Raw genomic sequence first — 26,392 nt, forward strand, 5'->3', positions numbered from 1 at the left:
TCAGGCCGCGCGGCTTGCCAGCGCTTCGAGCGCGATGAACAAACGCTCGCCCTCGATCTTCACCGGAATGGTGCGCACCGCGCCCTCGTCGGCGCCGAGCGCCTTGCCGGTCTCCAGCGAGATGACCCAACTGTGCAGGGGGCAGGTGACCGCCGCGCCATGCACGATGCCCTGGCTCAGCGGCCCGCCTCTGTGCGGGCAATGATCGTCGATGGCGAAGACCTGGTCCTCGGCGGTGCGGAAGATAGCGATCTTGCCCTGCGGCGTGGCAACACAGCGCGCGCCCCGGCGGGGGATGTCGGACAGGGAGCCGATCGGTGTCCAGGTCATTGGGTCGCCTTTATTTGATACGAATGCGCCCAGGCGCCCCCCTCTGTCCTGCCGGACATCTCCCCCTCAAGGGGGGAGATCGGTAGTTTTGCTGATGGCGTCCGTTCTGCGAAGTTGGCGATTGGCAAAGGCCGTTGTGGCATCCAATCTCCCCCCTTGAGGGGGAGATGGCCGGCGGGACAGAGGGTGGCTCGCGCGAACATCTCCATCACTCCGCCGCCTCCGCGAACCCGACCGAGGCCATCGGCCGGAACTCGTGCTTGTCCTTGCCTGACACGCGTTCCGACCACGGATCGACCTGGGCGAATTTCTGGGAAAAGACGAAGCGGTCGTAGAAGGCCTTGCGCTTGTCGCCATCGTCCATGATCTGGCGCTTGATCTCGGCGATGCCGACGCGCTTGGCCCATTTGTAGATGCGTTCGAGATAGCGGGCCTGCTCGCGGTACATCTGCGTCAGCGCCACGATATGCTCCAGCGCTTCGTCCTCGGTCTTGACCAGGCCAAGCACTTCGGTGCCCTTGATGTCGAGGCCTGCCGCACCCGCGAAGTGGATCTCGTAGCCACTGTCGACGCAGATGACGCCGACGTCTTTGCAGGTCGCCTCGGCGCAGTTCCTCGGACAACCCGAAACCGCCATCTTGACCTTGGCCGGCGTCCACGAGCCCCACATGAATTTCTCGATGCGGATGCCGAGACCGGTGGAATCCTGCGTGCCGAAGCGGCACCAGTCGGAACCGACGCAGGTCTTCACCGTGCGCAGACCCTTGGCATAGGCGTGGCCGGAGACGAAGCCGGCCTGGCCGAGGTCGGCCCACACCGCTGGCAGGTCTTCCTTGCGGATGCCCAGCATGTCGATGCGCTGGCCGCCGGTGACCTTGACCATCGGGATATCGAACTTATCGACGACATCGGCGATGGCGCGCAGTTCGGCGGCATTGGTGACGCCGCCCCACATGCGCGGCACCACCGAATAGGTGCCGTCCTTCTGGATGTTGGCGTGGACGCGCTCGTTGATGACGCGTGACTGGTAGTCGTCCGCGTATTCGTCCGGCCAGTCGCAGACGAGATAATAGTTGAGTGCCGGCCGGCATTTGGCGCAGCCGCAGGAGGTTTTCCATTCCAGTTCCTGCATGATCGCGGGAATGGTCTTCAGCGCCTTGGCCTTGATCAGCCGGCGCACCTCGTCATGGCCGAGCGTCGTGCAGGAGCACATGGGCTGTACGGCGGCCGGGTTGTACTTGTCGCCGATGGTCAGCACCATCAGTTTTTCGACCAGCCCGGTGCAGGAGCCGCAGGAGGCCGACGCCTTGGTGTGCGCGCGCACGTCGTCGAGCGAAGTCAGCCCCTTGGCCGCGATCGCGCCCGTGATCTTGCCCTTGCAGACGCCGTTGCAGCCGCAGATTTCCGCATCATCCGGCAAGGCTGCAACGGCCGCCATAGGGTCCAGTGGGGCACCCCCCTGGTAGGACTGGCCGAAGATCAACGTATCGCGCATTTGCGATATGTCTGTTTGCTTCTTCTTGAGGTCGTTGAACCAGGCGCCGTCCGCGGTCTCGCCGTAGAGCACGGTGCCGATGATGCGGTCGTCCTTGAGCACGAGGCGCTTGTAGACGCCGGCCGCCGCGTCGCGCAGCACGATCTCCTGGCGGTCCTCGCCCTCTGCGAAGTCGCCGAGCGAGAACAGGTCGATGCCGGTGACCTTGAGCTTGGTCGGCGTGTCCATGTGGACAAAACCGGCCGCCTCGTCGCCGGCGAGCTGGCGGGCGGCGACGCGGGCCATCTCGTATAGGGGGGCGACCAGCCCATAGATCTGGCCGTTGACCTCGGCGCATTCGCCGAGCGCGTAGATGTCCGGGTCGTTGCTGCGCATGCCGGCATCGACGACGATGCCTCTGTTGACGGCGATGCCCGCCTCCTTCGCCAGCGCTGCGTTCGGCCGGATACCGACGGCCATCACCACCAGCGTCGCGGGGATGACGGTGCCGTCGACGAGTTCGACCTGCTCGACCTTGCCGTTGCCCGTGATCGCGTTTGTATTGGCCTTGGTGACAACCTTGATCCCGCGCTGCTCGACGGCGCGCTGTAACAGATAGCCTGCCGCCGGATCGAGCTGGCGCTCCATCAGCGTCGGCATGACATGCAGCACGGTGACGTCCATGCCTTGCGCGTTGAGGCCCGCTGCTGCTTCCAGTCCGAGCAGTCCGCCGCCGATGACCACAGCCTTGGCGCGCGACTGGGCCGCGAGCATCATCGCCTGGACGTCGTCGAGGTCGCGATAGGTGAGAACGCCGGGCAGGTTGTGGCCGGGCACCGGGATGATGAACGGCACCGAGCCGGTGGCGATGACAAGCTTATCGTAGGGTTCGGTGACGCCGTGGTCCGACGTGACGGTCTTCGCTGCGCGGTCGATGGCGACGATCTTATGGCCCTTGTAGAGGGTGATGTTGTTGGCGATGTACCAGCCGTCGCCATGGATGATGATTTCTTCGTAGGCCTTCTCGCCCGAGAGGACCGGCGACAGCATGATGCGGTCGTAATTGACGCGCGGTTCGGCGTTGAAGATGGTGACGCTGTAGCGGTCCGGCGCCTGTTCCAGCAGGTGCTCCAGCATGCGCCCGGGGGCCATGCCGTTGCCGATGATGACGAGTTTTTGGGTCATGTTCCTAATCCGCTCCGGTGTCACTCTGCAGCATAGGAAAGGGTCGACGCCTTGGTTGATGCGGCCCGCCCCATCCGCCTGACGCTGACATGCATCCAGGCAAAGCAGGCGACGACGAGGACGAAGAGCAGCATGAAGCAACTCGACCAGACGCCGGTGAGATCGTTCAGCGCGCCAAAGGCGATCGGCAGGATGAAGCCGCCAAGGCCGCCGATCATGCCCACGACGCCGCCAACGGCCCCGACGCTCTGCGGATAGTAAGCCGGGATATGTTTGTAGACGGCGGCCTTGCCGAGGCTCATGAAGAAGCCGAGCACGCAGGCGACGGCGATGAAGGCGAGCGGGCCGATCTCGAAATGGAAGGCGATCGGCCCGCTGATGCCGCGCACCACATAGTCTGCCGAGGGGAGAGACAGCACCAAGGTCGCGACGGCACAAACGGAGAAGGTCCAGTAGAGTACGGTACGAGCGCCGACGCGGTCGGAAAGCACTCCGCCATAGGCGCGGAAGATGCTCGCGGGAATCGAATAAGCCGCGCCGATCATGCCGGCGGTCGCCAGCCCGAAGCCGTAAACGCCGATCAGGTAGCGCGGCAGCCACAGCGACAGCGCCACGAACGCACCGAAGGAGAAGAAGTAATAGAAGGCGAAGCGCCAGACCTGCGGGTTCTTCAGCGGCGCGAATTCCTGCCAGAAGCTCCTCGCAGGCGTGGTCTTGCCGGCGCGGCGCTCGCGAATCACGGGATCGTCGCCGGTCGTGAACCAGAAGATGGCGGCCATGATGACGAGTGCTGCCGCCCAGATCAGCGCGACCGATTGCCAGCCCCAGGCGAGAAGCACGAAAGGCGCCAGGAATTTGGTGACAGCGGCGCCGACATTGCCGACACCGAAGATGCCGAGCGCCGTGCCCTGCCTGCCCGCCGGGAAGAAGCGCGAGACATAGGCGACGCCAACGGCGAAGGAGCCGCCGGCAAGCCCGACGCCGAGTGCAGCGATCAGCATCTGTCCGTAAGTGTGCGCAAAACCGAGCAGGAAGGTCGCTACCGCCGCAGCGAGCATGGTGGCGGTGTAAACCAGCCGTCCGCCATAGCGGTCGGTCCAGACGCCGAGCACCATGCGCACGAGGGAGCCGGTGAGGATCGGCGTGCCGACGAGCAGGCCGAACTCCGTCTCGTTCAGCCCAAGTTCCTGCTTTATGCGCACGCCGATGATGGAAAAGATCGTCCACACCGCAAAGCAGACTGTGAACGCGATGGTGGACATCAGGAGCGCCTGCCGGGGGGCATTGTCCTGGCTGGGCGCGGCTGGGAGGATTGCGGTCATGTCAGGCTCCGGTTTGCGATGGAGAAGCACCGCGCGTGTTTTCTTGATCGATGGTCAGCGGCGCGGCATCAGCGCGGCGAGCTTGGCGCGTTCACTTGGGCACCTTTGCCCTCGGCCACGGCGCCAACCGGGAACAGCATCTTCGCTGCGACGAACAGCGCCGCCGCCAGCGCGCTGCTGGCGACAAAATCGCGGCGCGTGAAATCCTTGAGGGTTGTTCCAGTTCCGATCCGTTTCGTCATCGTCGTCTCCGGTTGGGCGCTGCCTGGGACCAGCACCGTCGATTGCGTGTTCGGCCAAACAAAAAAGCCGCCGGCCAGGTCTTCGCGTCCGGGAATCCGGATCGCGTCTTGACCTGAGCGGCAGCTTTGCCTGTGGGCGCCCGCCATTGGACGCCTGTTCCGTGACCCACTAAGGGTCTGGTTATTTCAATGCAGGAACCGTGCCAGTCTCGCCTTAGAAAGGAATTTCGAATGAATTCAGCTGAATAGCCGATTCACGGGCAGATCCGGCCACCAGGTGACAAGGCCAAACATTGGTCAGCTATGCGATCAGTCCGCATAAATTTTGTGCAATGCACAAGAACGGCGCGGAAATGATCACCCTGGCCGCTGCGCCCCGATATAAGCCTCGATCTGGTCCGGATCGAAGATGCGGCCGTCGAAGAAACCGTCGGGGCCGAGCACCAGGCTTGCCCCGGCCGAGCCGACGGGCGTTGCGATCTTCAACGCCCCCTCGACCTTGGCATTGGCGCCCGGCAGCGCCACGCCGAGCGGCTTCAGCGCCGCCCGATAGAGGTCGGGCCGGTAGCAGTCGCGGGCGACGGCGAGGTTTTCAGGCGTGTGCGCGATATCGCCCCAGCGCACCATCTGGGTGTAGAACCACAGCGCATGGCTCTTCCAGGGAAAGTTCGCCGCCTTGTCGAACGGAACGAAGAAGTCCTCGACGTTCCGCTCGGCGCCGCTGCCGAGGCGGAGATGTCCGGTCAGGACCGGCATCTGGATCTCGGTGGACTGGCCCAGGAAGCCGGGCTGCGCCATCAATGCCGCCAGTTCGCCTCGATTGGCCGGGTCCTGGCACCAGCGGGCGGAGTGGTGCAATGCCCTGAGCAGCGCCGCCAGCGCCTCCGGCTGCGCTTCGGCCCAAGCCTTGCGCGCGCCGATTACCTTTTCGGGGCTGTTGCGCCACAGCAGCGCCTTGACGGTGACGATATGGCCGGTGCCGGCCGAGACGGAGGCGCTGTTCCAGGGCTCGCCGACGCAATAGCCGTCGATGCGGCCGGCGGCCAGCGCGTCGGCCATGAAGGGCGGCGGCACGATGACGATCTCGATCTCACCGTCGGGGTCGATGCCGCAGGCGGCGAGCCAATAGCGCAGTTCGTAATTGTGCCCGGAATGCGGATGCACGACGGCAAAGCGCAGCGGGTCGCGGCCGGCCGCCGCGCGTTCGCGGATAAACGCGCCGAGCGCCGCGCCGGCGCGGGCCGGATCGAGATCCGATACGGCGCCGTGCGCCGCCATGCCTTCCCAGACGGCGTTGGAGATGGTGACGCAATTGCCGCCGAGGCCGAGCGAATAGGGCACGATCGTCTCGGATGCCAGCGGCGTGAGCCCGAGGTTGCAGGCGAGCGGCATCGGCCCAAGCATATGGGCAAGGTCGAAATGGCCAATGGCGATGCGGTCGCGGATGTTGGCCCAGGAGGTTTCGCGGTGGAGGACGAGATCGACGCCTTCGCGCGCGGCAAAGCCCATTTCGCCGGCCGCGACCAGCACGGCGCTGTCGAACAGGGGCATGAAGCCGGCGGTGATCTGATGCGCAGCTGTCATGCTCATTCATCCTCCAGCGGCCCGAGCAGCCCGGCTGTCGTCACCAGGCTATGGGCGATGTCGCTGATCTTGCGGTTCTGGTTCATCGCCGTCTTGCGCAGCAGCGTGTAGGCCGCGTCTTCGCTCAGACCCCGCGATTTCATCAATATCCCCTTGGCGCGGTCGATGACCTTGCGGTTCTCGAGTTCGCTGCGCGCTTCCTCCAGTTCGCGTGCCATGCGCGAAAAGGCGTTGAAGCGGCTGACGGCCATGTCGAGGATCGGCTTCACGCGTTCCTGTCTGAGGCCATCGACGACATAGGCGGACACGCCGGCATCGACCGCGGCCTCGATAGAGGCCTTGTCGGAACGGTCGACGAACATGGCGATCGGGCGCTTCACCGCGCGCGACAGCTGGAACATGTTCTCCAGCATGTCGCGGTTGGGGTTTTCGAGGTCGATGACAATCACGTCGGGTTCGATCTCGGCGATGCGGCGCGCAATGCCCGCCACGTCATGGACGACGGTCACCCGCTGATGGCCGGCCTCGCGCAGTCCCGCCTCGATGATCGAGGCGCGGATACGGTTTTCGTCGATCACCAGGACGGCTAGGGAGGATAGGACCATGCCCCGCATTGTGGGCAAGGTCGCGGAATTGTGCAATGCGGCATAGCCAGTGCAGCGGAAGGGGCGTGGCCGCAGCTTACCGCATTGCAATCAGGCCACGCAGATGCACTTCAGCGATCCTCGGGTCAGGTGCAGACACGAACCTCTTCGATCACCCTGTGATGGTGGCGCCAGTGTTTCACCAACTCGATGTGGCAGCGGTGGTGACGATGGTAGCGGCGGTATTCGCGGTCGCTGTAACGAACATCGCTGTCCTCGTCGTCGTTATAGCGATTGTCGATATAACGCTGGCGATCATAGTGGCGGCGCACGACGACCTCGCCATTGTCATAGTCGTCGTCGGGCGAATACTGGGGCTCGTCGCCGGACTGGATGGTGACGCTCGCGGCCTGCGTCGGCGCAATGACGGAAGCCGAAGCGGCCAACGCCATCATCGAGGCCAGGAAAAAGCTTCTCATGTCTCGTCCTCCTGTTGTCCAAGCCATATCAACTCGCAAAAGGAGCCGCCGTTCCGATACCGCCCTACACGCTTTCCAACGCGGTCGACATCAAGGCGTTATCGGCGCGTGGCTACAGGCGGACAAAGGCGGTCAGCGGCAGATGGTCGGAGGCGACCCGCGACAACGGCGTGTCATGCGCTTCGACGGCCGCGATCATTCCGTGCCGGTTGGCCATGATGCGGTCGAGCGCCAGCAGTGGCAGATTCGAGGGGAAGGTGGGAACAGCCGGCGGCAACGGTCCAAACGTCAGATGCAGCGTGTTCAGCGCGGAGCGGTTTCCGAGGCGCCATTCATTGAGGTCGCCGAGCAGCAGCGTCGGCTTCTCGTCGGGGCTGTTCATGATATCCAGGACGACCTGTGCCTGCTGCGACCGCGAACGGCGCAGCAGGCCCAAATGCGCCGCGATGACGCGCAGGGACTGGCTTCCGTCGAGGTCGATTTCCGCCACCAGAGCGCCACGCGGTTCCAGCCCGGGAAGCCTGATCTGATGCACGTCGCGCACGACGCCCTTTTTGAATAGCAAGACGTTGCCGTGCCAGCCATGGCCCTTGCCGGTCGCCGAAATCGGTACCGGCACCAGGCCGGTTTCCAGTTCGAGCCGGGACAGGTCGAGAAGTCCGGTCCGGTCGCCGAAACGGTTGTCCGCTTCCTGCAGGGCGATGACATCCGGGTCGATCTCGCGGATGACGCGGCTGGTGCGGTCGGGATCGAACTTGCGGTCGACGCCGATGCATTTGTGGACATTGTAGGAGGCGACCAGCGTTCCGGTGGCGTCCGCCTTGTTTGTAGACGTGGCATTGGCCTTCCGCATCCGTTTGTCGCGAATGGACAAAAGCATGCTTGCCGGCAGGCTGCGCCCGTTCACCCGCATCGTTTGCCCGCCATTCCTGCTGCTTGCACCATGCACCTCAAAAAATAGAACCTTTCGGCATCTGTTCCATCATCGATTCAAGCTATCTGGCAAACACGTCCTTTTGTTAAAGATAGGGCGAGCCCAGCCACAGGATGCGATCGAACAGACGGATGACGAATGGCCGCGCCCGCAATGCTTCCAGCGTGACAGGGACGGCCGTCTCGATCGCCGCCACGATCCGCTTTTCGATCTCGCTGGCGAAGCCGGCGTCGAGTACCTCCAGGTCGATCTCGAAATTGAGCCGTAGCGACCTGGCGTCCAGGTTGGAAGACCCGACATAGGCCCATGCGCCATCGATCGAAAGCAGCTTCGAATGGTCGAAAGGTCCTTCCGTGCGCCAGACGCGGCAATAGTGCTTCAGAACCTGGTCGAACTGCGCCGTCATCGCACGGTCGACAAGGAAAAGATTGTTCACCGCCGGCACCACGATGTCGATTTCGACACCGCGTCTTGCCGCAGTCGTCAGGGCGCTGATCAGTTCGCGGTCCGGCAGGAAATAGGGCGACATGAGGCGGATCGATTTGCGCGCGACGGAGAAGGCGCCGATCAGCAGCTTGTGATTGGTCTCGACGCTGGCGTCCGGGCCGGACGCGACCGCCCGCACCAGCATGGGCGTGGCGGGCGCCGGCGACAGCTGGGCAATTCGCCAGGCATCGCCCTTCAGCGCCTCGTTGCTGGCGAAACGCCAATCTTCGGCGGCAACCGAAAAGAGGTCGGCTACCACTGGACCGGTCACGCGAAAATGCGTGTCCCTGGAACTGTTGGAGCCGGCAAACTCGGCGGAAAAGCCCTTGCGAATGTTCATGCCGCCGGTAAAGGCAACCGTGCCGTCGACCACCAGGATCTTCCGGTGGGTCCTCAGATTGGCATAGGGCAGGTGCAGGCCCATGACGATGTTGCCGTTGAAGAGCCCGGCGGTGATGTCGGCGCCGCGCAGGTGGCCCAATATGCTGGGCACGGAATAGCGGGCGCCTACGGCGTCGATCAACACGCGCACGCTGACGCCGCGGCGGACCGCCCGGGCAAGGGATTCCACGAAGAGCAGGCCGACGGGGTCATTGTCGAAAATATAGGTTTCGAGCAGGACGCTGCGTTCGGCGCCGTCGATGGCCGCACACATCGCGGTGTAGGCTTCGTCGCCTGTTTCCAGGACCGTGATGGCATTTCCCGGATGAAGCGCGCGCCGCGCCACCCTGTCGCCCAGCGTCCTGAGGCCGATGAAGCGCGGCCCGTATCGTTCGACGATCAGGGCCTCCTCGGCGGCAATGTCGCGGTCGTGCCTGGCGGACGCCAGATCGCCGGCAAGCGAGCGCTGTGCGCTGATCGAGGCGCGCCGGATGCGGTTGATGCCGGCCACGGCATAGATCAGCACCCCCAGGATCGGCGACAGCACCATCACGCCGACCCAGCCGGTGGCGGCCCGGACGTCCTCCTTGGTCATGACGGCATGGGCAATGCCAACGCTCGCGATCACCACCGAGATGATCGCCAGGATTTGAGGCCAGTGAGTCGCCAGGCTCTGCAGCATGGCCGGAACTATCCAGCGAGCGGATACAGAAGGCAATGCGGCCGGTCATTCGCCGCGTTCCCATGCTTCCGCGGGTTATTGCGTCCGCACGCCGGCTACGCGCTGGCGGCCATTCATGATCGCGTCAGACCGCGCGCCCTTCGCCGTCGAAGAAATGCAGGTGCGCGGGGGCTGCGTTCAGGCCGATCTCGGCGCCAATCTCGGGCGCCGTCCCCTGATTGTGGATGACAAGGCATGTCTGGCCCGCGTTCAATTCCACGTGGATGAGCGTGACGGCGCCAGTGTATTCGGCAAGCTTTACCTTACCGCGCAGCGTGGCGGACGAAGGCTGGGCCAGCGACAGGTGCTCGGGCCGAACGCCGATCGAGACGGCCGCCGCAGGCACGGACGCCCCGTGGGTGATTGGCCGCCCATCGGCGAGCGGCAGGATGTTCATCTTCGGGCTGCCGATGAACTGGGCGACGAAAATGGTTCGGGGGCTGTCGTAGAGCTCGCGCGGTGAGCCGACCTGTTCGATCCTTCCGTCGCGCAACACGACGATCTTGTCGGCAAGCGTCATGGCCTCGATCTGATCGTGCGTCACGTAGATCATCGTCGTCGACAGGCGCTGGTGGAGCGCCGCGATCTCGGAGCGCATGTGCACACGCAGTTCGGCGTCGAGGTTCGAAAGCGGCTCGTCGAAAAGGAAGACGTCGGGATTGGCGACGATGGCGCGGCCGATGGCCACGCGCTGGCGCTGCCCGCCCGATAGCTGACGCGGGAAACGGTCGAGCAATAGCTCGAGCTTCAGCGTCGCGGCGGCCTCCGAGACGCGCCGGGCTCGCTCGCCGGCCGGCACTTTGCGGACCTTGAGGCCGAAGCCCATATTGTCGCGGACGGTCAGGTGAGGGTAGAGCGCGTAGGACTGGAACACCATGGCCACGCCGCGCCTGGCCGCCGGAACCTCATTGACCAGACGGCCGCCAATGTGGAGTTCGCCCTCGCTGAGATGCTCGAGGCCGGAGATCAGCCGCAAGAGCGTCGACTTCCCGCATCCCGACGGGCCGACGAAGACGACGAACTCGCCATCCTCGATCTCGAGATCGACGCCACGGATGACCTCGACCGTTCCGAACCGCTTGCGGATGTCCTTGAGCAGAAGCTTTGTCATGACTCCCCCTTATCCCTTGACGCCGGAGAGGGCGAAGCTCTCGATGATCTGGCGCTGGGCGATCAGATAGATGATGAGGATGGGAACCACGGCCAGGCTGGTCGCCGCCAATTGCAGATTCCACAAGGGCAGGCCGTAGCTGTCGTTGAAGTTGGACAGCGCCAGCGGCAGCGTGAATTTTTCGAGCGAACTGAGGAAGATCAGCGGCTCGAGGAAGAGGTTCCACGAATGCAGGAAGGTGATGATAGCAACCGCGGCGAGCGCCGGCCGCGCCATGGGCAGGGCGATCTTCAACCAGACTCCGAACCGCGACAGGCCATCCATCTTGCCGGCTTCTTCGAGTTCCCTGGGCAGCGCCAGGAAGAACTGACGCATCAGGAAGGTCGCCACCACGCCCTGCGGGCCGAAGACCGGCAGAAGGATGAGCGGCCAGTGCGTGTCGATCAGGCCCATGGCGCGGATCAGGAAGAAGTTAGGGATGATGGTGACCTCTTCCGGCACCATCAGCGCCATCACCAGGAACAGCATCAACAGCCCGGCGCCGGCAAAGCGGATGCGCGCCAGCGCGTAGCCCGCGAGCGAGGCAATGAACAGGGTCAGCACCGTCACCGTCGCGGCGATATAGAGCGAGTTAAAATACTGCCGCGCGAAGGGCTGATAGGTGAACACTTCCGCGAAGTTCTCGAAGCGCCAGACGCGGGGAATCAAGGTCGGCGCGCCGAAGATTTCGGTGGTGCTCTTGAAGCCGCCGGAAATCATCCACAGGAACGGGAACACGAAGGGCACGGCCAAAAGCAGCAGCGCCATGGTCCAGCAGATGCGATAGAGAATCTCGGTCCGGCGCTGGGTCACTCCATCTCCTTCCGCCGCAACATCACCTGCACGAGGGTGAGCGCCATCACGATGACGAACATGATCAGGGCCAGCGCGGCCGCGTAGCCGACGTTGAAGAATTTGAAGCCTTGCTGATAGATGTAGAAGGCCAGCACCAGGGTGCCGTTTTCCGGGCCGCCGCCGGTCATCTGGTAGATGTGGTCGAACACCTTGAACGAGCCGATCGTCGTCAGAACCATGATGACCAGCGTCGTCGGCGCGAGCAGCGGCCAGGTGATCATGCGAAAGACCTGCCAGCGCGAGGCGCCTTCCAGCGCCGCTGCCTCCTCGTAGTCGCGCGGTATCGATTGGAGCGCGGCGATGTAGAGGATCATGTTGAGGCCGACCATCTTGATGACTCGGGTGACGATGACGGCCGCCATCGCCCAGTTGGGCTCGCGCAACCAATTCGGGCCATCGATGCCGATCCAGGCGAGCATCTGGTTCACGGCGCCGCCTTCGCCCTGCAGCATGAATTTCCAGACGATGGCCCAGGCGATTGCCGATGTGACCACCGGCGCGAAGAAGACCGTGCGAAAGAAGACGACACCGAAGAACGGCCGCGAAAGCGCCAGCGCGAGGGAGAGCGCCAGCGCCATGTTCAGGGGAACGAGCCCCAGCGCGAAGATCACGGAATTGCGCACGACATGCCAGAAGTCGGGGTTCTCCAGCAGCGCATTCTGGAAATTGCGAAGCCCGACGAAGGTCGCCTGCTGGCTGAGCAGGTTCCACTCGGTCGTCGAATAATAGAAGATGGCGACCAGCGGCCCAAGGAAGAAGACCAGGAAGCCGATCAAGGTCGGGCTGACGAACAGCCATGCCTCCAGCATCTCCCTGGCCTTCAAGCTCAGCCACGGCGCGCTGGCAGGGCGCGCCGCATTGTCCCGGGATGCCATGCCGGCCATGAACCGAAATCCTGTCAGAGCAATGGCTGAATGGCGGCGCAGACGCCCTTCAGCGCCTCTTCGACATTGGCGTCGGCCCGCCACAGCGCGTCGACGCGCGGCGCCATCGCGGCGAATATCTGCGGCACATGCTCATGCGAAGGGTGAACGCGGCCGTTGACGATCGCTGCGGCGACGCTTTTCATCTGCTCGGGCGGGATCAGCTTGTTGGAGTTGACGAAGGCGTCGCTCTCCAGGACGCTCTTGCGGGCCGGCGGAAAGAACTGGGCCATGACAGCCACATTGTCCTTGCTGGTCATGTCGGCCACGAGTTGCGCGGCAAGCTCCTTGTTCTTGCCGGACGCAAAGACTGTCAGCGCGGCCTGGCCGATGACCGGAGCTTCGCCGGCGGGTCCCGAAGGCAAGGGGGCGATGCCCCATTTGAAGCCTGCCTCGGGCATCTTCGAGGCTCGCGAGATCTGGTTCACGGTCATCGCCGAATTGCCGGAGAAGTAGTCGCCCTGCTCTCCCGGCGGCACGATCGACCTGTCCTTGAACACCATATCATGGAGCTGCTTGATGGCAGCCACCGCTTCAGGCTTGTCGAGGCCGCACTGGCCGTCGGCCCACAGATCGCCGCCGTAAGCGCGCACGGGCGGCAGCAAGGCGTGCGTCATACGCGATGCGTAACCTTCGCCATCCTTGAATTCGAAGCCCCATTTGCCGGGATTAGCCTCGGTGATCTTCTTGGCGACCTCCTGGAATTTCTGCATGTTCCACTCGCCCTTCGCGGCGAGCTGGTTGGGATCTTCGACACCTGCTTTGTCGAACATGTCCTTGTTGTAGTAGATCAGGAAAGGCGAGGTGGAGAAGGGCACGCCGTAGACCTTGCCGTCCTTCTGCCAGAGCGCCATGGCGGGCTGGGAGAAATCGTCGAAATTGTATCCCTCGGTCGCCTTGAGCGTCGGGCCGATGTCCATCAGCAGCCCGGCGTTCTCGAAAGCGGGTGCGGCATCCTCCATCATCCAGGCGATGTCGGGGGCGTTGCCCCCGGCGACCTGGAAAGTGAGCTTCTGCGTGTAGTCGGCGACCGGAACGGTCTCGAATTTCACCGTGACGCCCGGATGCTTGGCGATGAAGCCCTGGGCGATGCCGTTCAGCATCTTGAGGTGGGCCTCGCTGCCCGTCCACACGGTCACTCGGAGTTCCTGGGCCAGCGAGTGCGCCGACAGGGCGCACAGCGCCAAGGTCGATAGTGCAAGTTTGATTGCGGTCTTCATGGTTTCCTCCCGAAACGCCGATGGTCCAATCAACAACTGCGGGCGCGCAACGAACGGGCCGGCAGGCGGCGGCGACTTGTCATGCTGTTGTCCCCGGCAGCGCGCTGGGCGCGTCGCCGATTGTCCAGCCGCCGTCGACGGGCAGGTCAGCCCCGGTGACGTAGCGGGCGGCGTCGCTGCACAGAAAAACGAAGGCGCCGACGAGGTCGTCGGCCTGGCCGTGGCGGCCGGCGGGAATCTTCGCCGCGACCGCTTGGCGGAAGGCTGCGTCCCGGTAGCGCTCGGCGGTTGCCTCCGTCTCGATCGCGCCGGGCGATACCACATTCATGGTGACGCCATGCGGCGCAACCTCGCGTGCCATGGCGCGCACCGCCGTAAGTTGCGCCGCCTTCAGCGAAGCATAGACGATCGTTTCCGCGCGCGGACGCCTCGCCATCACGCTGCCGGTCGCGACCACGCGTCCCCATCCGCGCTTGGCCATGGCGGGAACGAGCCGCGTGGCCAGGGTAAGCAGGGCCGTGAAGTTTGCCGCCACATGGGCCTGGATATGCGCTTCGTCGATCTCGCTCCATGCACGGCGCCGCTCGATCGCGCCGTTCGAGACGAGGATGTCGATGGGCCCGGCGCCCGCGGCTTCATCGGTAAAGGCCGACATTGACTTGCTATCGGTGAAATCGGCCTCGAGAACCGCGGTGCCCGGGCCGATAGCGGCAGCCGTTTCGCGCGCGCCGGCGGCGTCACCGAAGTGATGCAGCGCGACGCTGGCGCCATGCTGCGCCAGGGCGATCGCAACCGCGCGCCCGATGCCGGAGCTGGCGCCGGTCACCAGCGCCCGCCGTCCGGCAAGGGAAAAACGGTCCTTGCTCACGGCGACGGCTCCCCGAGCTTGCCGGCCACCTCGAACGAGGCGATGTCGGCCGCGTCGAAATGCTCGTGAATGCGCCGGTCCGCGAGATCGGTGTCGCCCGCCATGATCGCGTCGTAGATCGCCTGGTGCCGTTCGACGGTCGCCCGCCAATCCGTTTCCGTGCGGTTGGAGCGCTGGGAGAACAGTTCAGAAACCTCGCGTTGGACAGACCGCATCCCTTCCATCTGAATACGGATCATGGAGTTGCCCGTGGCCGTCGCGAGGCCGAGGTGGAACAGAATGTCGGCTTGCGTGAAATCGCCGGGCCTGCCGATGCCGGCGTGCATGTCGAGCACGGCCTGGCGCATCATTTCCAAGCCGCGCGGATCGCGGCGCTCGGCGGCCAGCCTGGCTATGCCAACCTCGATGACGCGGCGCATCTCGTTGGCTTCCTGAAGCCGCGTCAGGCTCGAACGGACCGCATAGGCGTAGATGCGCTCCATCGGCTCGCCGCTGAGCGCCTTGGCGCGGGCAACTTTTCCTTGCTGCGTCGAAACGAGGCCGGCGCTGGTCAACTGGCGCAGCGCCTCGCGTGCGATGGGCTTGGAGACGCCGAATTCCCTGGCGATCTCGCCTTCCGGCGGCAGCGCTTCGCCAGGCGCGATGCGTCCGTCGAACAACGCCGCGGCGATCGCATCCGAGACGCCGTCCGCGAGGCGGGAAGGGCTCGCGAGTTTCGCGGAGAAAATCGGCTTGCGTGCTTCGTCCAGGGGCATTCGGAATCCTTTCCGAGCTCACTAGCACGGTTTTCCCGAACATAGCAACTAAGTTTTTTGGTTGCTAAGTTTACAAGTGAAAGCTATGAAGGCGGTGCGAGGGGACCAAGGGAGAAATCTGGAGCCGATGCACGTGAGCGATCCAATCGCGGCGGGGCCGCTGAAGATTGCCGAGGTGATTGCCCATCCCCTCAGCCAGACATTGCCCCGGCCCACGGTCACGTCCTGGGGCGTCTATGAAAAGGTCTCGCTGGTCCTGGTCGAAGTGCGCACGAGCGAGGGCATTGTCGGCGTAGGCGAAACCCTGGCGCGGTTCTCGCCCAAGGCTTATGTCGAGCTGATCGAAAGCTCGCTCAAGCCGCGCCTGCTCGGCCAGGACGCGCGCAACATCGGCGCCCTATGGCAGTCCATGCGCCGCGCGCTTTCGGGCAGGGCGGGCGGCGTGCTGATCGAGGCCATCGCCGGCGTGGACATCGCGCTATGGGATATATTGGGCAAGGCGACCGGGCAGCCGATCGCGAAGCTTCTCGGCGGTGTCGGACGCGACCGCATCGACGTCTATGCCGCCGCGGTCAACTGGGTCGACGACGATGCCGCCGACGCTGAACTCGATCGTTATCTCGGCGAGGGCTTTACGCGCATCAAGGTTAAGATGGCGCGGCCCGTGCGCGAAGCCTGCAAACGGATCGAGCGCATCCGCAAGCGCGCCGGCGATGCGATCGGGCTCTGCGTCGATGCGAACTGGGCCTACAATCTGGACGAGGCGGTCGAGGTAGGTCGTGCGCTTTCGGCAAACGGCTATTTCTGGTTCGAGGAGCCGCTGCAACCGGAAAACGAGCAGGGTTATGAGGAACTGCGCCGGCGCTGCGACGTGCCGCTGGCCGCGGGCGAGAGCAATTTCACGTTGGACCAGGCGCAGCGCCTGATCGCCAACCGGACGCTGTCCGTGCTGCAGCCCGACGTGGCGCGCGCGGGCGGCATCTCCGAGACGCGTCGCATGGCCGACTACGCCGCGGCGCATGATGTCGGCTACGCGCCGCATATCGGCATGTCGGGCATCGTCTGCGAGACCGCAAGCGTCCATCTGGCAGCCGCGATGCCGAATTTCGGCGTCATGGAGTGCGAGTGCGACGCCAGCCCGTTCAAGACCAGCCTGGCCGATCTCGCGCCCGGTTGCGTCAGGCAGAAGAACGGCACGCTGGACGTCCCGCAGAAACCGGGGCTCGGCATAGAGATCGACTGGGACGCCGTCAAGAAACTGAAAGCCGGATGAGGCCGAGATGAAGAACCAGGTTCCAAACCAGGGCGCTGACCTCGCCGAGGCGATGCGGCTGGCGTTGTTGCGCGCGGAACCCGCGCTCAGCCGCTTCGACCCGCTGCCGCGGATATTGTCGTTCGACGATTTCGCGCGCGGCCATTGCGGCTGGTCGCAGCTTGTCGGCAACTATGAGGACGATCTGGACACCATGCTGCCGGGCTACGCGCAACATACCAGCGCCATGCTGTCGACGCTCGCGCACTGGGACGCCGGCTCACACGGGGGGATGGATTCATCCTATGCGTTGAAGGTTGCGACACGTCCCGCGCCGGGAGCCCGCAACGTCGCCATCAAACGCCACACATTCAGGAAGCGCGGACCGATCCGCTTCGAAATGTATTTCACCTTCAAGCCCGAAGCCAATGCGCTGAAGCTGTCCGAAACCGATGTGCGCTCCGTCGGCTTCCTGTTCGACCTGCAGGGCGGAGATCAGGATGGCAACAGCGATCGGGTCATGCCGCATCTGCGCTTTTTGAACGCGCTCGACGGCCAGCACTTGCAAAAATGGCAATACAAGCGCGAGACCGAGAAGATCATCCCGATCGGCAGCGACGACAAGACGATCAGCCACTATCACCTGTCGCCGGAGGGATGGCTCGACCTTCCCGGCGGATCGCAGCGCCTGTGCTACAACGAGATCCCCACCAAGGTGAACTGGACTTATCTGTGCTTCGATTTCGATCTGGAATCGATGACGGCGCTCGGGCTGCGCTGCAACGATCGCAGCTTCGATCTCTCGGGATTCGATTCGATTCGCATTCCGGCGATGAAGAACCTGTGGTGCATGCTCAATTTCGGCCTCTTCGCTGAAACCGACGTTGCCAAACGGGCCTTCCTCTATGTCGATTCCATCTGCATTTCCGGAGACTTCTGATGCTGCCCGAGAACATCACCGCGGTCGTCTCGCGCAACGAGCGCTGGCGCGGCGAGGCCGCCAGCGAGCCTTACGAGGCAGGATGGGCGCGCGAGGCGATCTTCTTCGTGCGCGCGTTGAAGCAACCTGTCGGCCCTGCGGCAACGGCGTGGATCGAGATCTCGCCGGATGGAATGCACTGGCTGCGCGAAGGCACCGAGTTTGTCATGCCGGCCGAGCGCGACGGCATGGCAATGGCGCGGCTTAGCCATTTTGGCAACTGGCTGCGCGTCGCGGCGCGTTTCGAGAGCGGCGCGGAGTGCAGCGTGCTCGTGACGCTGCACCTGAAGGCCTGAACACACCTCGCCAAACGTTGCCGCCGGCCAACCCTTACTGTTCACGGAGACATCATGATCGACCCCTATGCGACGTTTGCCCAGGACAGTTTTGCCGGCAAGACCGTGCTGGTGACCGGTGCCGCGAGCGGCATGGGTTTCGAGACCGCCCGTGCCTTTCTTTCCAAGGGCGCCGAGGTCGTGATGTGCGACCGCGATACCGAGGGGTTGGCGAAGCGCCATGACGAATTGAGCGGAAGGGCCGGGACCCCACCGCACAAGGTGGTGGCCGACATGGGCGACCCCGACAGCATCGCGCGCATGTTCGACTATTGCGACGCCAGGCTGGCGCGGCTCGACAACGTCGTGACCTGCGCGGCGATCATCACTGCCAAGAGAATCGCGGAGCAGGATTGGGCGCACTGGCAGCGCGTCCTCGGCGTCAATCTGCTGGGCACCTTCTTCACCGTCCAGGGGGCGGTGCAGCGCATGCAAGGCAATGCCGGCGGGGGGAATATCGTGTGCGTGGCCTCCGACGCCGGTGTGCATGGCGGCGGCGGGCTCATCGCCGACACCGCCTATGCGGCGTCCAAGGCCGGCACGCTGTCGCTGGTGAAGTCGGTTGCGCGCGAATTGGCGGGAAAGAAGGTGCGCATCAACGCCCTCAATCCGGGGCCGACCGATTCGCCGATGCATTCCCATATCGACCAGGCTCTCAAGGACCGCATCGCGGCCAATTTGCCGATGCGCCGCATGGGCCGGCCCGACGACATGGCCGCCGCGATCCTATTCCTTTGCTCGGACGCCGCGAGCTTCGTCTATGGCGCGGCGCTCGACGTTGATGGCGGCTCGATGTTCCGCTGACCGGCACCGCCAAGCATGGTGACCGGCGTTAGCACCGGTCACCGCGCCCTGCCGGCGGCACGACCTACGGAATTAGGCGCTCTCCATGACTTTGCTCGGAACCTGACATACTTGAAACCGAAGGTTCGGCGAACGTTCTCCTCAGGCGGAAATGCCGCCTCTGCCCGTCTTGATCCCCGCCATCCAGGGTATGGAGGTCGAGACGTCTTCAAGGATCCTGGTCGAGCGGGCAAAACCGGCAAAAGCATCGCGTGCCAGCGAGGCTGGGACATGGCCGTCATAGGCGCGTTGACACGCGCGCAGGGCGGTTTCGAAAATCGGGCCTCTGCGGTTCCGGGGCCAATTCTGCAGAAACTCGAATGCATCTTCGAGGCACGCTACTTCCTCGATCATGAAATCCCCGTTCTTCACCAGAACAGGCTGCTCGAACATTTTGTCATTCATGAACTTCCTCCATTGGCTGGATGCTTTTGAGGGGTTGGCCCCAACCCCTTCATTGGGGCAGTTCATCGTTTCACGAGACGCCGAACTGCTCTAACTGTTTGTTTCCACGTAATTTCCAGGGAAAAGCGGTATGCGCTTTTCCCGGGATTGCTCTAGGCTGCTTCAGGTTCCGGCAGGGAAAATGCCCCGCCACCGCCTGCCCTCGGCGGGATCGCCGCGCAGACCGGGCTCGGAGGTGGATCGTCATCATCGTCTTCACCTCGGATGCCCGCGATCCAGCGGGACCAACTCCCTCGACGGAAGCGGCCGAAAGAACGCCGCTGGGACCGAGACGCCGCCCTGTGCGGCGGATGCCCTTGCTCGCGCTCATCCAGTGCCTTCAGCGCGCGAAGGATCTCATCCACATTCATGACCGAGCCGTCATCCAGCCTGCGCAGCGACGGAGCGTCGTCAACCGCATGCGCGTCCGAGGCCCATGAGGCAAGCAAGGCACGCTTCGCCTCAAGGCTCATGGTTGAGCAGTTGAGAACGTCGCCGGGGTTTTTCGGCACCGGCGAGACGTCGATGCGGGTCGGTTTTCTTGTGCCGGCTTGAAGAAAGATATCAGCTTCGCTTCTCATCTCCGTTCTCCGCAATCTTGGCTTCCCGGCGTTGCCGGGAGGCGGACCGCAGGTTGTTGCGACATTCTAGGCCGCCTTGCGCGACACATCCTGGCTTATCGACTTCGTTGTATTTTCAGGGTCGCGGACGCCAATCTCGATGCGACGCGGCTTGAGTTCCTCGGGCACCTCACGCACGAGCTCGATGGCGAGCAAACCGCAGTTCAGCGTCGCAGCCTTCACCCTTACGTGGTCGGCCAGCCTGAAGGCCTGTCTGAAATTACCTGTCGCAAGGCCTTGGTGGAGAACTTGCCGCTGCTCTGGATCGGGCTTCTTGCGTCCGGTAACGCACAGTTCGGCGCCGTTCTGCACGAGTTCGAGCTCGTCTAGGTCGTAGCCTGCTACCGCCATGGTGATGCGGTAATTGTTCTCATTCTTCTTTTCAATGTTGTAGGGAGGCCAGTCCGAGCGAATGCTGCTGTCGAGCATGTCGAAAAGACGGTCGAAGCCGACCGTCGTGCGGTAAAGGGGTGCAAAATCCACGCTTCTCATATCCATATCCTCCGAAAAGCAACATGGGACGCCGCAGGTGTCGCGACGCCTTTTTCATCGAGCCGAAGCCTCGACGCGAAACGATCTGGGAACGGCCAGAAATCTCTTCAAGAGGGGTCCCAAAAATTTTTTGATGCTAAGTTGCCATGCAAGAACAGTGGCTTGCGGTAGTTCTGCTGCACGACCCTTTCACTCTTGCAACAGCAGGATCTGCCCCGAAGCGGTACATGGCCCGAGACTTCCGCGATGGTCGGGGCGCCGATACCGATCCCACGGACTCGGTAGAAGTATCCCTATGCAGTGTCGCCGCGCACGTCGCCATCCGTCGCGGACGTGGGGCGAGATCGGCTGTGCCTACGCTTCCTCGGAAACTTCGTTCATCATGGACTTCAGCGGCTCCTCGCCGACATTGTCCTCGATCTGGTCGTGTCCAGGCGTGTCCGGCAGCGCCTTGCGGAAATTCCTCGCATAATCCGGCGGCATCCTGGGCGGCATCATTGGCTCATAGGCGTCCACGACGGCCTCGATGATCACCGGTCCCTGCGTGGCGAAGGCCGCCTCAAGCACGCCCTCGACCTCTTCCGGCCGCGAGACGCTGTAGCCGATGCCGCCCATGGCCTCGGCGGCCATGGCGAAATCGATGGGCTGCAGCTCGCAGCCGAATTGCGGGTTGCCAAGGAACATCATCTGCTCCCAGGCGATCTGGTTCAGCATGCCGTTCTTGAGCACGAGGACCTTGAGGGGAATGCCGTGCCGTACCGCAGTCGAGAATTCGCCGAGTTGCATGGCAAGCCCACCATCCCCAACCACTGCGAAGATAGGGCGCCCCGGAAAGGCAATGCCGGCGGCAATCGCATAGGGAAGGCCGCAGGCCATCGAGGCGAGCGCTCCAGAAACCCCGAACGCCTGTCCGGTCTTCATGTCGATGTGCCTGGCAGCCATCTCGGTATTCTGTCCTGAATCGGCTGCCAGGATCGCGTTCTCGGGCATACGCCTGCCGAACGCCTTGACCACGAGTTGCGGCTTCAGCGGCACGTCCGGCTTGGCTTCGGACAATGCCATTGCGTTGCGCCAGCGGGTCATTTCCTGCCGCGCCTTTTCCAGGAAGGAGCGGTCGCTCTTGCGCTCGAGGCGTTCGTTGAGAAGACGCAAGGTGTCGGCGGCATCGCCTACGAGCCCTGCCTCGACGGGATAGCGCAGGCCGATCCTCTGCGCGTCACGGTCGATCTGGACGCCGCGCGCCTTGCCGGGTTCGGGATAGTATTCGATGTAGGGGAACGTCGATCCGACAATCAGCAGGGCGTCGCATTCGCTCAGCGCATCCTGCGAGGCGCGGGTGCCGAGAATGCCGATGCCGCCAGTCGTATTCGGATGGTCATCAGGGAGCACGGCTTTGCCGAGCAGCGCCTTGGCGACGGGCGCCGCCAGCAGGTCCGACGCGCGTTCGAGTTCTTCGCGTGCGCCGAGTGCGCCGCGCCCGGCCAGGATAGCGACTTTTTTCGCCGCATTGAGAATCTCAACCGCCTGGTCGAGCTGGTCGGCAGCCGGAAGCCGGCTGCCTTCGAACCATCGATCGGGGGTGTGGGAGGGCCGGTTTCGCTTCGAGCGGTCCGCCTCGGGCAACTCGTTTTCCTGTACATCGCTGGCAATCGACAGATGGGCGACCCCGCGCCGGGCAAGAGCCGAGCGGCAGGCGAGACCCGCCAGGTTTTCCATGTGGGCGGCATCGGAGACCTGCGCGTTGAAGATCGCGACGTCGTTGAAGGCGCGGGTCAGGTCGACGTCCTGCTGCGTAAAAGTCTCGATAAGGTCGTGGAACTGCATGCCGGTGATGGCAAGCACGGGAGCCTGGTCGAGCTTGGCGTCATAGAGGCCGGTAAGGAGGTGTGTGCCCCCCGGTCCCGAGGTGGCCAGGCAGACGCCCAACCTGCCGGTCCATTTGGCATAGGCGCACGCCATGAAGGCGGCAGATTCCTCGTGCCTGACCTGGACGAACCGGATGCGGTCCTGACGGGTGCGCAACGCCTCCATGATGCCGTTTATGCCGTCGCCCGGCAGGCCGAAGACGACCTCCACTTTCCAGTTGATCAGCGTGTCGACGAGGATTTCGGCGGCATTGGGCATGGCGGATTTCCTTTATTGAGCACGCCGGCCTCTCGAACCGAGAGGAGGTTCAGTGTTTCGTATCGGGATCGGGACAGAGCTGCCGTACGTCCGCAGGCAGCGAGGCGCGGACCTTTCTGATCTGGCCGGGGTCGATATGATGAAAGAGGACTTTGAAGACCGATTGAACCGCAGCTTTCGGGTCGACGGGACGCGTATCGTCCATGCCCTGCTCAACGGGGCCGAGAAACTCTTCCAGGGAACGGCTCTTTTGCGGCATGCGTGACGGCTCGAACTGCTCATAGTAGGTGCCGCGCACGAGCAGCGGCAACTGCGCTCCAAGATGCGAAGCCATGTCGACCGGCAGCCGGTCCCTGACGGTGCGCAGGACGACGCCGAGCAGGTGCCAAGCGAACTGGCGATCCTGTCCGTGGTCGGCCATGATCTCGTCCAGCCAGACGTTGGTGGTTTGGGTGGTCTTGTCGAAAATCTCGAGTCCGGTAGCGCTCATCGCCGCCTCCTCAATCGAATCGCTCACCCGCAAAACCCGTCGGCAAAACCATCGGTGGCAGGGAAAGTTTCATGCCGGGCCGAAATTTCTTCGCTTCGGCAGTTCACGCGAGATGCTGCACCGGCTGTCGCAGTCGCTGTCCGACGATCACAACGGCCGGAGCGTCCGCAACGTGATCGAATAGCGATGCTCTTTCATCGGCGGTATGCTGTGCTCCCACTCGGTCCGGGAGGCGCCCGCCATCAGATATGCGGATCTCGGCTCGACCGTGACGGTTTCGCGGTCCCATTTCGCACCGTTCCTGCGGCGCAGGCGGAAACTGCAAGCAGCCAACAGCGACACTCCGGCGACAATGCCGAAGTGCGGCTTGTCGCGATGCCATCCGATGCCGGCGCCCGGCCGATATTCGTTGATCAGGACCTGCACGAAATCGGCGGCAGGCAGGCCGGCAAAGCCGGCTACCTTGTCCCTCAAGGGCAGCAAGAAACCTGGTATGGGCGGCGCCTCCATCACCTGGCGCCGCTCATAGTCGTAGCGCAGGCCGAAGCCTGCCACGCGCCTATTGGCGAGATAGCCGTGGAAATCGAATGGCTGGAAGGACAGGCTCTCGAGCTCCCGCACCAGTTCAGCTTCCTGCGCCGGCGTGATCAGTTCGGGCCGGTAACGAAATCCTTCCGGCAAGCTGTCGGGCGCTCCAAAGAGGTCGTCCTGGCGAGGATCCGTGGGATTGCTGGTTCCGGGCGATGGCATCGCCTTTAGATGGTGAAATCCGCGGCTGAGGCAAGATTTCCCCGGCCGGCCGCGTGGGGCGGCTCGCATTTGATGGGAACCTCGACTTCGCTGTCGGATTATTCAATGCGGGCGGGACGCATCGTATTACAACCAGCTTTGCCAAGGAGAAACTCGTGCGGGCAATGCGTAGCCGGCCTGAACAAGGAGAGCTCGATCTTATCGACCGTTATTGGCGGGCGGCGAATTTTCTGTCGGTCGGGCAGATCTATCTGATCGACAATCCGCTGCTGAAGGAGCCGTTGCGGCCGGAGCACATCAAACCTCGCCTGCTTGGCCACTGGGGTACTACGCCCGGCCTGAATTTCATCTACGTCCATCTCAATCGCATCATCAGGCAGCGTGCTGCCGACGTGATCTACATTTGCGGCCCAGGCCATGGTGGACCGGGGATGGTCGCCAATACCTATCTCGAAGGGACCTACAGCGAAATCTATCCCGAGGTCAGTCGCGACGAGGATGGGCTGCGCAAGCTCTTTCGCCAATTCTCCTTTCCGGGCGGCATCCCGAGCCATGCCGCCGCGGAAACGCCGGGGTCGATCCATGAGGGCGGCGAACTCGGCTATGCGCTGGCTCACGCCTATGGCGCCGCGTTTGACAACCCGGACCTCGTCGTGGCCTGCGTGATCGGCGACGGCGAGGCGGAAACGGGGGCGCTGGCAGCCTCCTGGCATTCGAACAAATTCCTCAATCCGGTCCATGACGGCGCTGTCCTGCCGATCCTTCATCTCAACGGCTACAAGATCGCGAATCCGACGGTGCTCGCCCGGATCGACGCGCAGGAGTTGCGAAGCTTGCTGACTGGATATGGCTATGAACCTTTTTTCGTCGAAGGCGACGAACCGCGGGCGATGCACCGGCTGATGGCCGAAACGCTCGATACTGTCTTCGATCGGATCGATGAAATCCAGAAGGAAGCGCGCGAGACCGGCAGAGTGGATCATCGGCCCCGCTGGCCGATGATCGTGCTGAGAAGCCCGAAGGGCTGGACCGGCCCGAAGGAGCTGGATGGCAAGAAGGTCGAGGGTTTCTGGCGCGCGCACCAGGTGCCGATCACCGACCCGCGAAACGATGCAGGCCATCTCGCAGCTCTGGAAAATTGGATGCGCGGCTATCGGCCCGAGACGCTTTTCGATGAAGCGGGCAGGTTTCGAAACGAGCTACAGGCCCTGGCGCCGGACGGCGAGCGGCGCATGGGCAGCAATCCACATGCCAATGGAGGGATGCTCAAGCAGGAGTTGCGATTGCCGGATTTCCGCCACTTCGGGGTCGCGGTCCCGAAACCCGGCGGCGCAAGGGCCGAGGCGACGAAGCTCATGGGAGCGTTCATCGAGGAGGTCATACGGCTGAATGCCGATGCCCGCAATTTCAGGCTCATGGGACCGGACGAGACATCGTCCAACAGGCTGGATGCGGTCTTCGACGCGACCGAGCGCGTCTGGATGGAAAAGATCGAGCCTTATGACGAGCATCTGGCGCGCGACGGCCGCGTCATGGAGGTGCTGAGCGAACATCTTTGCCAAGGCTGGCTGGAAGGATACCTGCTGACCGGCCGGCACGGCCTCTTCTCATGCTACGAGGCGTTCATCCACATAGTCGATTCCATGTTCAACCAGCACGCCAAATGGCTGAAGGTCTCGCGTGAACTTGTCTGGCGGCGGCCGATCGCGTCGCTCAACTATCTGTTGACCTCCCATGTGTGGAGGCAGGACCACAATGGTTTCAGCCACCAGGATCCCGGCTTCGTCGATCTCGTCGCCAACAAGAAGGCGGACATCGTGCGCATCTACTTCCCGCCGGATGCCAATACGCTGCTCTGGGTCACGGATCACTGCCTGCGAACCTACAATCGGGTCAACGTGATCGTTGCCGGCAAGCAGCCGGCTTCCCAGTGGCTGCCGATGGACGACGCCATACGTCATTGCGAGGCCGGCATCGGGATCTGGGATTGGGCGGGAACCGAGCGTGGAGGGGAGGATCCCGACGTGGTGATGGCCTGCGCGGGAGACGTGCCGACGCTGGAGACGCTCGCCGCTGTCGACCTTCTTCGCCAGGCGATACCGGATCTCGCGATACGCGTCGTCAATGTAATGGACCTGATGGCGCTGCAACCCAAGGAGCAGCACCCCCACGGCCTGGCGGACGCGGAATTCGACAGGCTGTTCACGACCGGCAGACCGGTGGTCTTCGCCTACCACGGCTATCCCTATCTCATTCACCGGCTGACCTACAAACGGGCCAATCACGACAACTTCCACGTTCGCGGCTACAAAGAAGAGGGCACGACGACCACGCCCTTCGACATGGCGGTGCTCAACGAACTGGACCGTTTTCACCTAGCCATCGAGGCGATCGACCGGGTGCCGGGGCTGAGCGCCAGGGCAGCCGATGCGAGGGCCCGATTTGCCGACGGCCTGAACGAGCACACGCGCTATGTTCGCGAACATGGCGAGGACATGCCCGAGATCCGGAACTGGGCCTGGCGCGACAAAGCGGGCGCGGCGGATGGTTAAGGCTGTGCCCGCCGGGGA

The 26,392-nt window shown here is 63.6% G+C and carries 26 protein-coding genes; 5 read left to right on the plus strand and 21 right to left on the minus strand.

Annotated elements, in window-relative coordinates:
* The 15 genes from nirD to LB545_RS05885 form a co-directional block, all read right to left on the minus strand.
* Nucleotides 1-330 carry a nitrite reductase small subunit NirD gene (nirD, locus tag LB545_RS05815; protein WP_140496179.1) on the minus strand — a complete coding sequence of 110 codons (330 nt, stop codon included), beginning with the start codon at nucleotides 328-330 and terminating at the stop codon, nucleotides 1-3.
* Between the two features lie 208 nt (nucleotides 331-538).
* Complete coding sequence (gene nirB / locus LB545_RS05820) at nucleotides 539-2,989, minus strand: nitrite reductase large subunit NirB (RefSeq protein WP_140676025.1); 2,451 nt, start codon at nucleotides 2,987-2,989, stop codon at nucleotides 539-541.
* 20 nt (nucleotides 2,990-3,009) lie between these two features.
* Nucleotides 3,010-4,311, minus strand: a complete 1,302-nt coding sequence (locus LB545_RS05825; protein WP_140566293.1) for an MFS transporter — start codon at nucleotides 4,309-4,311, stop codon at nucleotides 3,010-3,012.
* 68 nt (nucleotides 4,312-4,379) lie between these two features.
* Nucleotides 4,380-4,700 (minus strand): hypothetical protein, encoded by a 321-nt coding sequence (locus LB545_RS05830; protein WP_140496176.1) that lies wholly within the window; start codon nucleotides 4,698-4,700, stop codon nucleotides 4,380-4,382.
* A 210-nt stretch (nucleotides 4,701-4,910) separates the two neighbouring features.
* Nucleotides 4,911-6,137, minus strand: coding sequence for a CmpA/NrtA family ABC transporter substrate-binding protein (locus tag LB545_RS05835; protein WP_224704632.1), 1,227 nt, complete (start codon nucleotides 6,135-6,137; stop codon nucleotides 4,911-4,913).
* Between the two features lie 2 nt (nucleotides 6,138-6,139).
* Nucleotides 6,140-6,742 (minus strand): ANTAR domain-containing response regulator, encoded by a 603-nt coding sequence (locus LB545_RS05840; RefSeq protein WP_140665783.1) that lies wholly within the window; start codon nucleotides 6,740-6,742, stop codon nucleotides 6,140-6,142.
* A gap of 125 nt (nucleotides 6,743-6,867) precedes the next feature.
* A complete protein-coding gene (locus LB545_RS05845) occupies nucleotides 6,868-7,200 on the minus strand; it encodes a hypothetical protein (protein WP_140556655.1) in 333 nt (110 codons plus the stop codon).
* 112 nt (nucleotides 7,201-7,312) lie between these two features.
* Nucleotides 7,313-8,113: an endonuclease/exonuclease/phosphatase family protein gene (locus LB545_RS05850; RefSeq protein ID WP_140513604.1), complete on the minus strand. Its 801-nt coding sequence runs from the start codon at nucleotides 8,111-8,113 to the stop codon at nucleotides 7,313-7,315.
* Nucleotides 8,114-8,219: 106 nt separating this feature from the next.
* The gene (locus tag LB545_RS05855) at nucleotides 8,220-9,683 is read right to left on the minus strand and encodes a phospholipase D-like domain-containing protein (protein ID WP_224704634.1); all 1,464 of its coding nucleotides are present in this window, start codon (nucleotides 9,681-9,683) and stop codon (nucleotides 8,220-8,222) included.
* A 124-nt stretch (nucleotides 9,684-9,807) separates the two neighbouring features.
* Nucleotides 9,808-10,833: an ABC transporter ATP-binding protein gene (locus LB545_RS05860; RefSeq protein ID WP_140513600.1), complete on the minus strand. Its 1,026-nt coding sequence runs from the start codon at nucleotides 10,831-10,833 to the stop codon at nucleotides 9,808-9,810.
* Nucleotides 10,834-10,842: 9 nt separating this feature from the next.
* A complete protein-coding gene (locus LB545_RS05865) occupies nucleotides 10,843-11,685 on the minus strand; it encodes a carbohydrate ABC transporter permease (RefSeq protein WP_224704636.1) in 843 nt (280 codons plus the stop codon).
* Nucleotides 11,682-12,602: a carbohydrate ABC transporter permease gene (locus LB545_RS05870; RefSeq protein ID WP_140496454.1), complete on the minus strand. Its 921-nt coding sequence runs from the start codon at nucleotides 12,600-12,602 to the stop codon at nucleotides 11,682-11,684. Before LB545_RS05870 ends, LB545_RS05865 begins: the two co-directional genes overlap by 4 nt.
* A gap of 23 nt (nucleotides 12,603-12,625) precedes the next feature.
* Nucleotides 12,626-13,870, minus strand: coding sequence for an ABC transporter substrate-binding protein (locus tag LB545_RS05875; RefSeq protein WP_140496168.1), 1,245 nt, complete (start codon nucleotides 13,868-13,870; stop codon nucleotides 12,626-12,628).
* 79 nt (nucleotides 13,871-13,949) lie between these two features.
* Entirely contained in the window at nucleotides 13,950-14,738 is a 789-nt protein-coding gene (locus LB545_RS05880) for an SDR family NAD(P)-dependent oxidoreductase (protein ID WP_140496167.1), read from the minus strand.
* Entirely contained in the window at nucleotides 14,735-15,493 is a 759-nt protein-coding gene (locus tag LB545_RS05885) for a FadR/GntR family transcriptional regulator (protein WP_140496166.1), read from the minus strand. The genes LB545_RS05880 and LB545_RS05885 overlap by 4 nt, the downstream gene beginning before the upstream one ends.
* Nucleotides 15,494-15,626: 133 nt before the next feature.
* Here LB545_RS05885 and LB545_RS05890 point away from each other — a divergent pair, with 133 nt between their 5' ends.
* From LB545_RS05890 to LB545_RS05905, 4 genes are all read left to right on the plus strand, one after another.
* A complete protein-coding gene (locus LB545_RS05890; RefSeq protein ID WP_224681267.1) occupies nucleotides 15,627-16,766 on the plus strand; it encodes a mandelate racemase/muconate lactonizing enzyme family protein in 1,140 nt (379 codons plus the stop codon).
* 52 nt (nucleotides 16,767-16,818) lie between these two features.
* On the plus strand, nucleotides 16,819-17,685 hold the full coding sequence (locus LB545_RS05895) for a DUF6772 family protein (RefSeq protein WP_224704862.1): 867 nt from the start codon (nucleotides 16,819-16,821) through the stop codon (nucleotides 17,683-17,685).
* A complete protein-coding gene (locus LB545_RS05900; protein ID WP_140513594.1) occupies nucleotides 17,685-18,020 on the plus strand; it encodes a hypothetical protein in 336 nt (111 codons plus the stop codon). Before LB545_RS05895 ends, LB545_RS05900 begins: the two co-directional genes overlap by 1 nt.
* Before the next feature lie 132 nt (nucleotides 18,021-18,152).
* Nucleotides 18,153-18,863 (plus strand): SDR family NAD(P)-dependent oxidoreductase, encoded by a 711-nt coding sequence (locus tag LB545_RS05905; protein ID WP_246680009.1) that lies wholly within the window; start codon nucleotides 18,153-18,155, stop codon nucleotides 18,861-18,863.
* Nucleotides 18,864-19,004: 141 nt separating this feature from the next.
* On the opposite strand, the gene LB545_RS05910 is transcribed toward LB545_RS05905, so the two are convergent.
* The 6 genes from LB545_RS05910 to LB545_RS05935 all read right to left on the minus strand — a co-directional run bounded on the left by LB545_RS05910 (nucleotide 19,005) and on the right by LB545_RS05935 (nucleotide 23,822).
* The gene (locus LB545_RS05910) at nucleotides 19,005-19,307 is read right to left on the minus strand and encodes a DUF982 domain-containing protein (RefSeq protein WP_224704638.1); all 303 of its coding nucleotides are present in this window, start codon (nucleotides 19,305-19,307) and stop codon (nucleotides 19,005-19,007) included.
* Nucleotides 19,308-19,459: 152 nt separating this feature from the next.
* Entirely contained in the window at nucleotides 19,460-19,927 is a 468-nt protein-coding gene (locus LB545_RS05915) for a hypothetical protein (protein ID WP_140556667.1), read from the minus strand.
* Nucleotides 19,928-19,993: 66 nt separating this feature from the next.
* Nucleotides 19,994-20,458 (minus strand): Hsp20 family protein, encoded by a 465-nt coding sequence (locus tag LB545_RS05920; protein ID WP_224704640.1) that lies wholly within the window; start codon nucleotides 20,456-20,458, stop codon nucleotides 19,994-19,996.
* A gap of 354 nt (nucleotides 20,459-20,812) precedes the next feature.
* On the minus strand, nucleotides 20,813-22,582 hold the full coding sequence (locus tag LB545_RS05925; RefSeq protein ID WP_224704642.1) for a thiamine pyrophosphate-dependent enzyme: 1,770 nt from the start codon (nucleotides 22,580-22,582) through the stop codon (nucleotides 20,813-20,815).
* 49 nt (nucleotides 22,583-22,631) lie between these two features.
* Nucleotides 22,632-23,072, minus strand: a complete 441-nt coding sequence (locus LB545_RS05930; protein WP_140496159.1) for a DUF2267 domain-containing protein — start codon at nucleotides 23,070-23,072, stop codon at nucleotides 22,632-22,634.
* A 147-nt stretch (nucleotides 23,073-23,219) separates the two neighbouring features.
* On the minus strand, nucleotides 23,220-23,822 hold the full coding sequence (locus tag LB545_RS05935) for an alpha-ketoglutarate-dependent dioxygenase AlkB (protein ID WP_140556672.1): 603 nt from the start codon (nucleotides 23,820-23,822) through the stop codon (nucleotides 23,220-23,222).
* 164 nt (nucleotides 23,823-23,986) lie between these two features.
* Between LB545_RS05935 and LB545_RS05940 the strand changes: the two genes are divergently transcribed.
* Complete coding sequence (locus tag LB545_RS05940; protein ID WP_140584404.1) at nucleotides 23,987-26,374, plus strand: phosphoketolase; 2,388 nt, start codon at nucleotides 23,987-23,989, stop codon at nucleotides 26,372-26,374.
* The last annotated feature ends 18 nt before the right edge of the window (nucleotides 26,375-26,392 follow it).

Source organism: Mesorhizobium sp. BR1-1-6 (genome assembly GCF_020165355.1).
Lineage (GTDB): Bacteria > Pseudomonadota > Alphaproteobacteria > Rhizobiales > Rhizobiaceae > Mesorhizobium.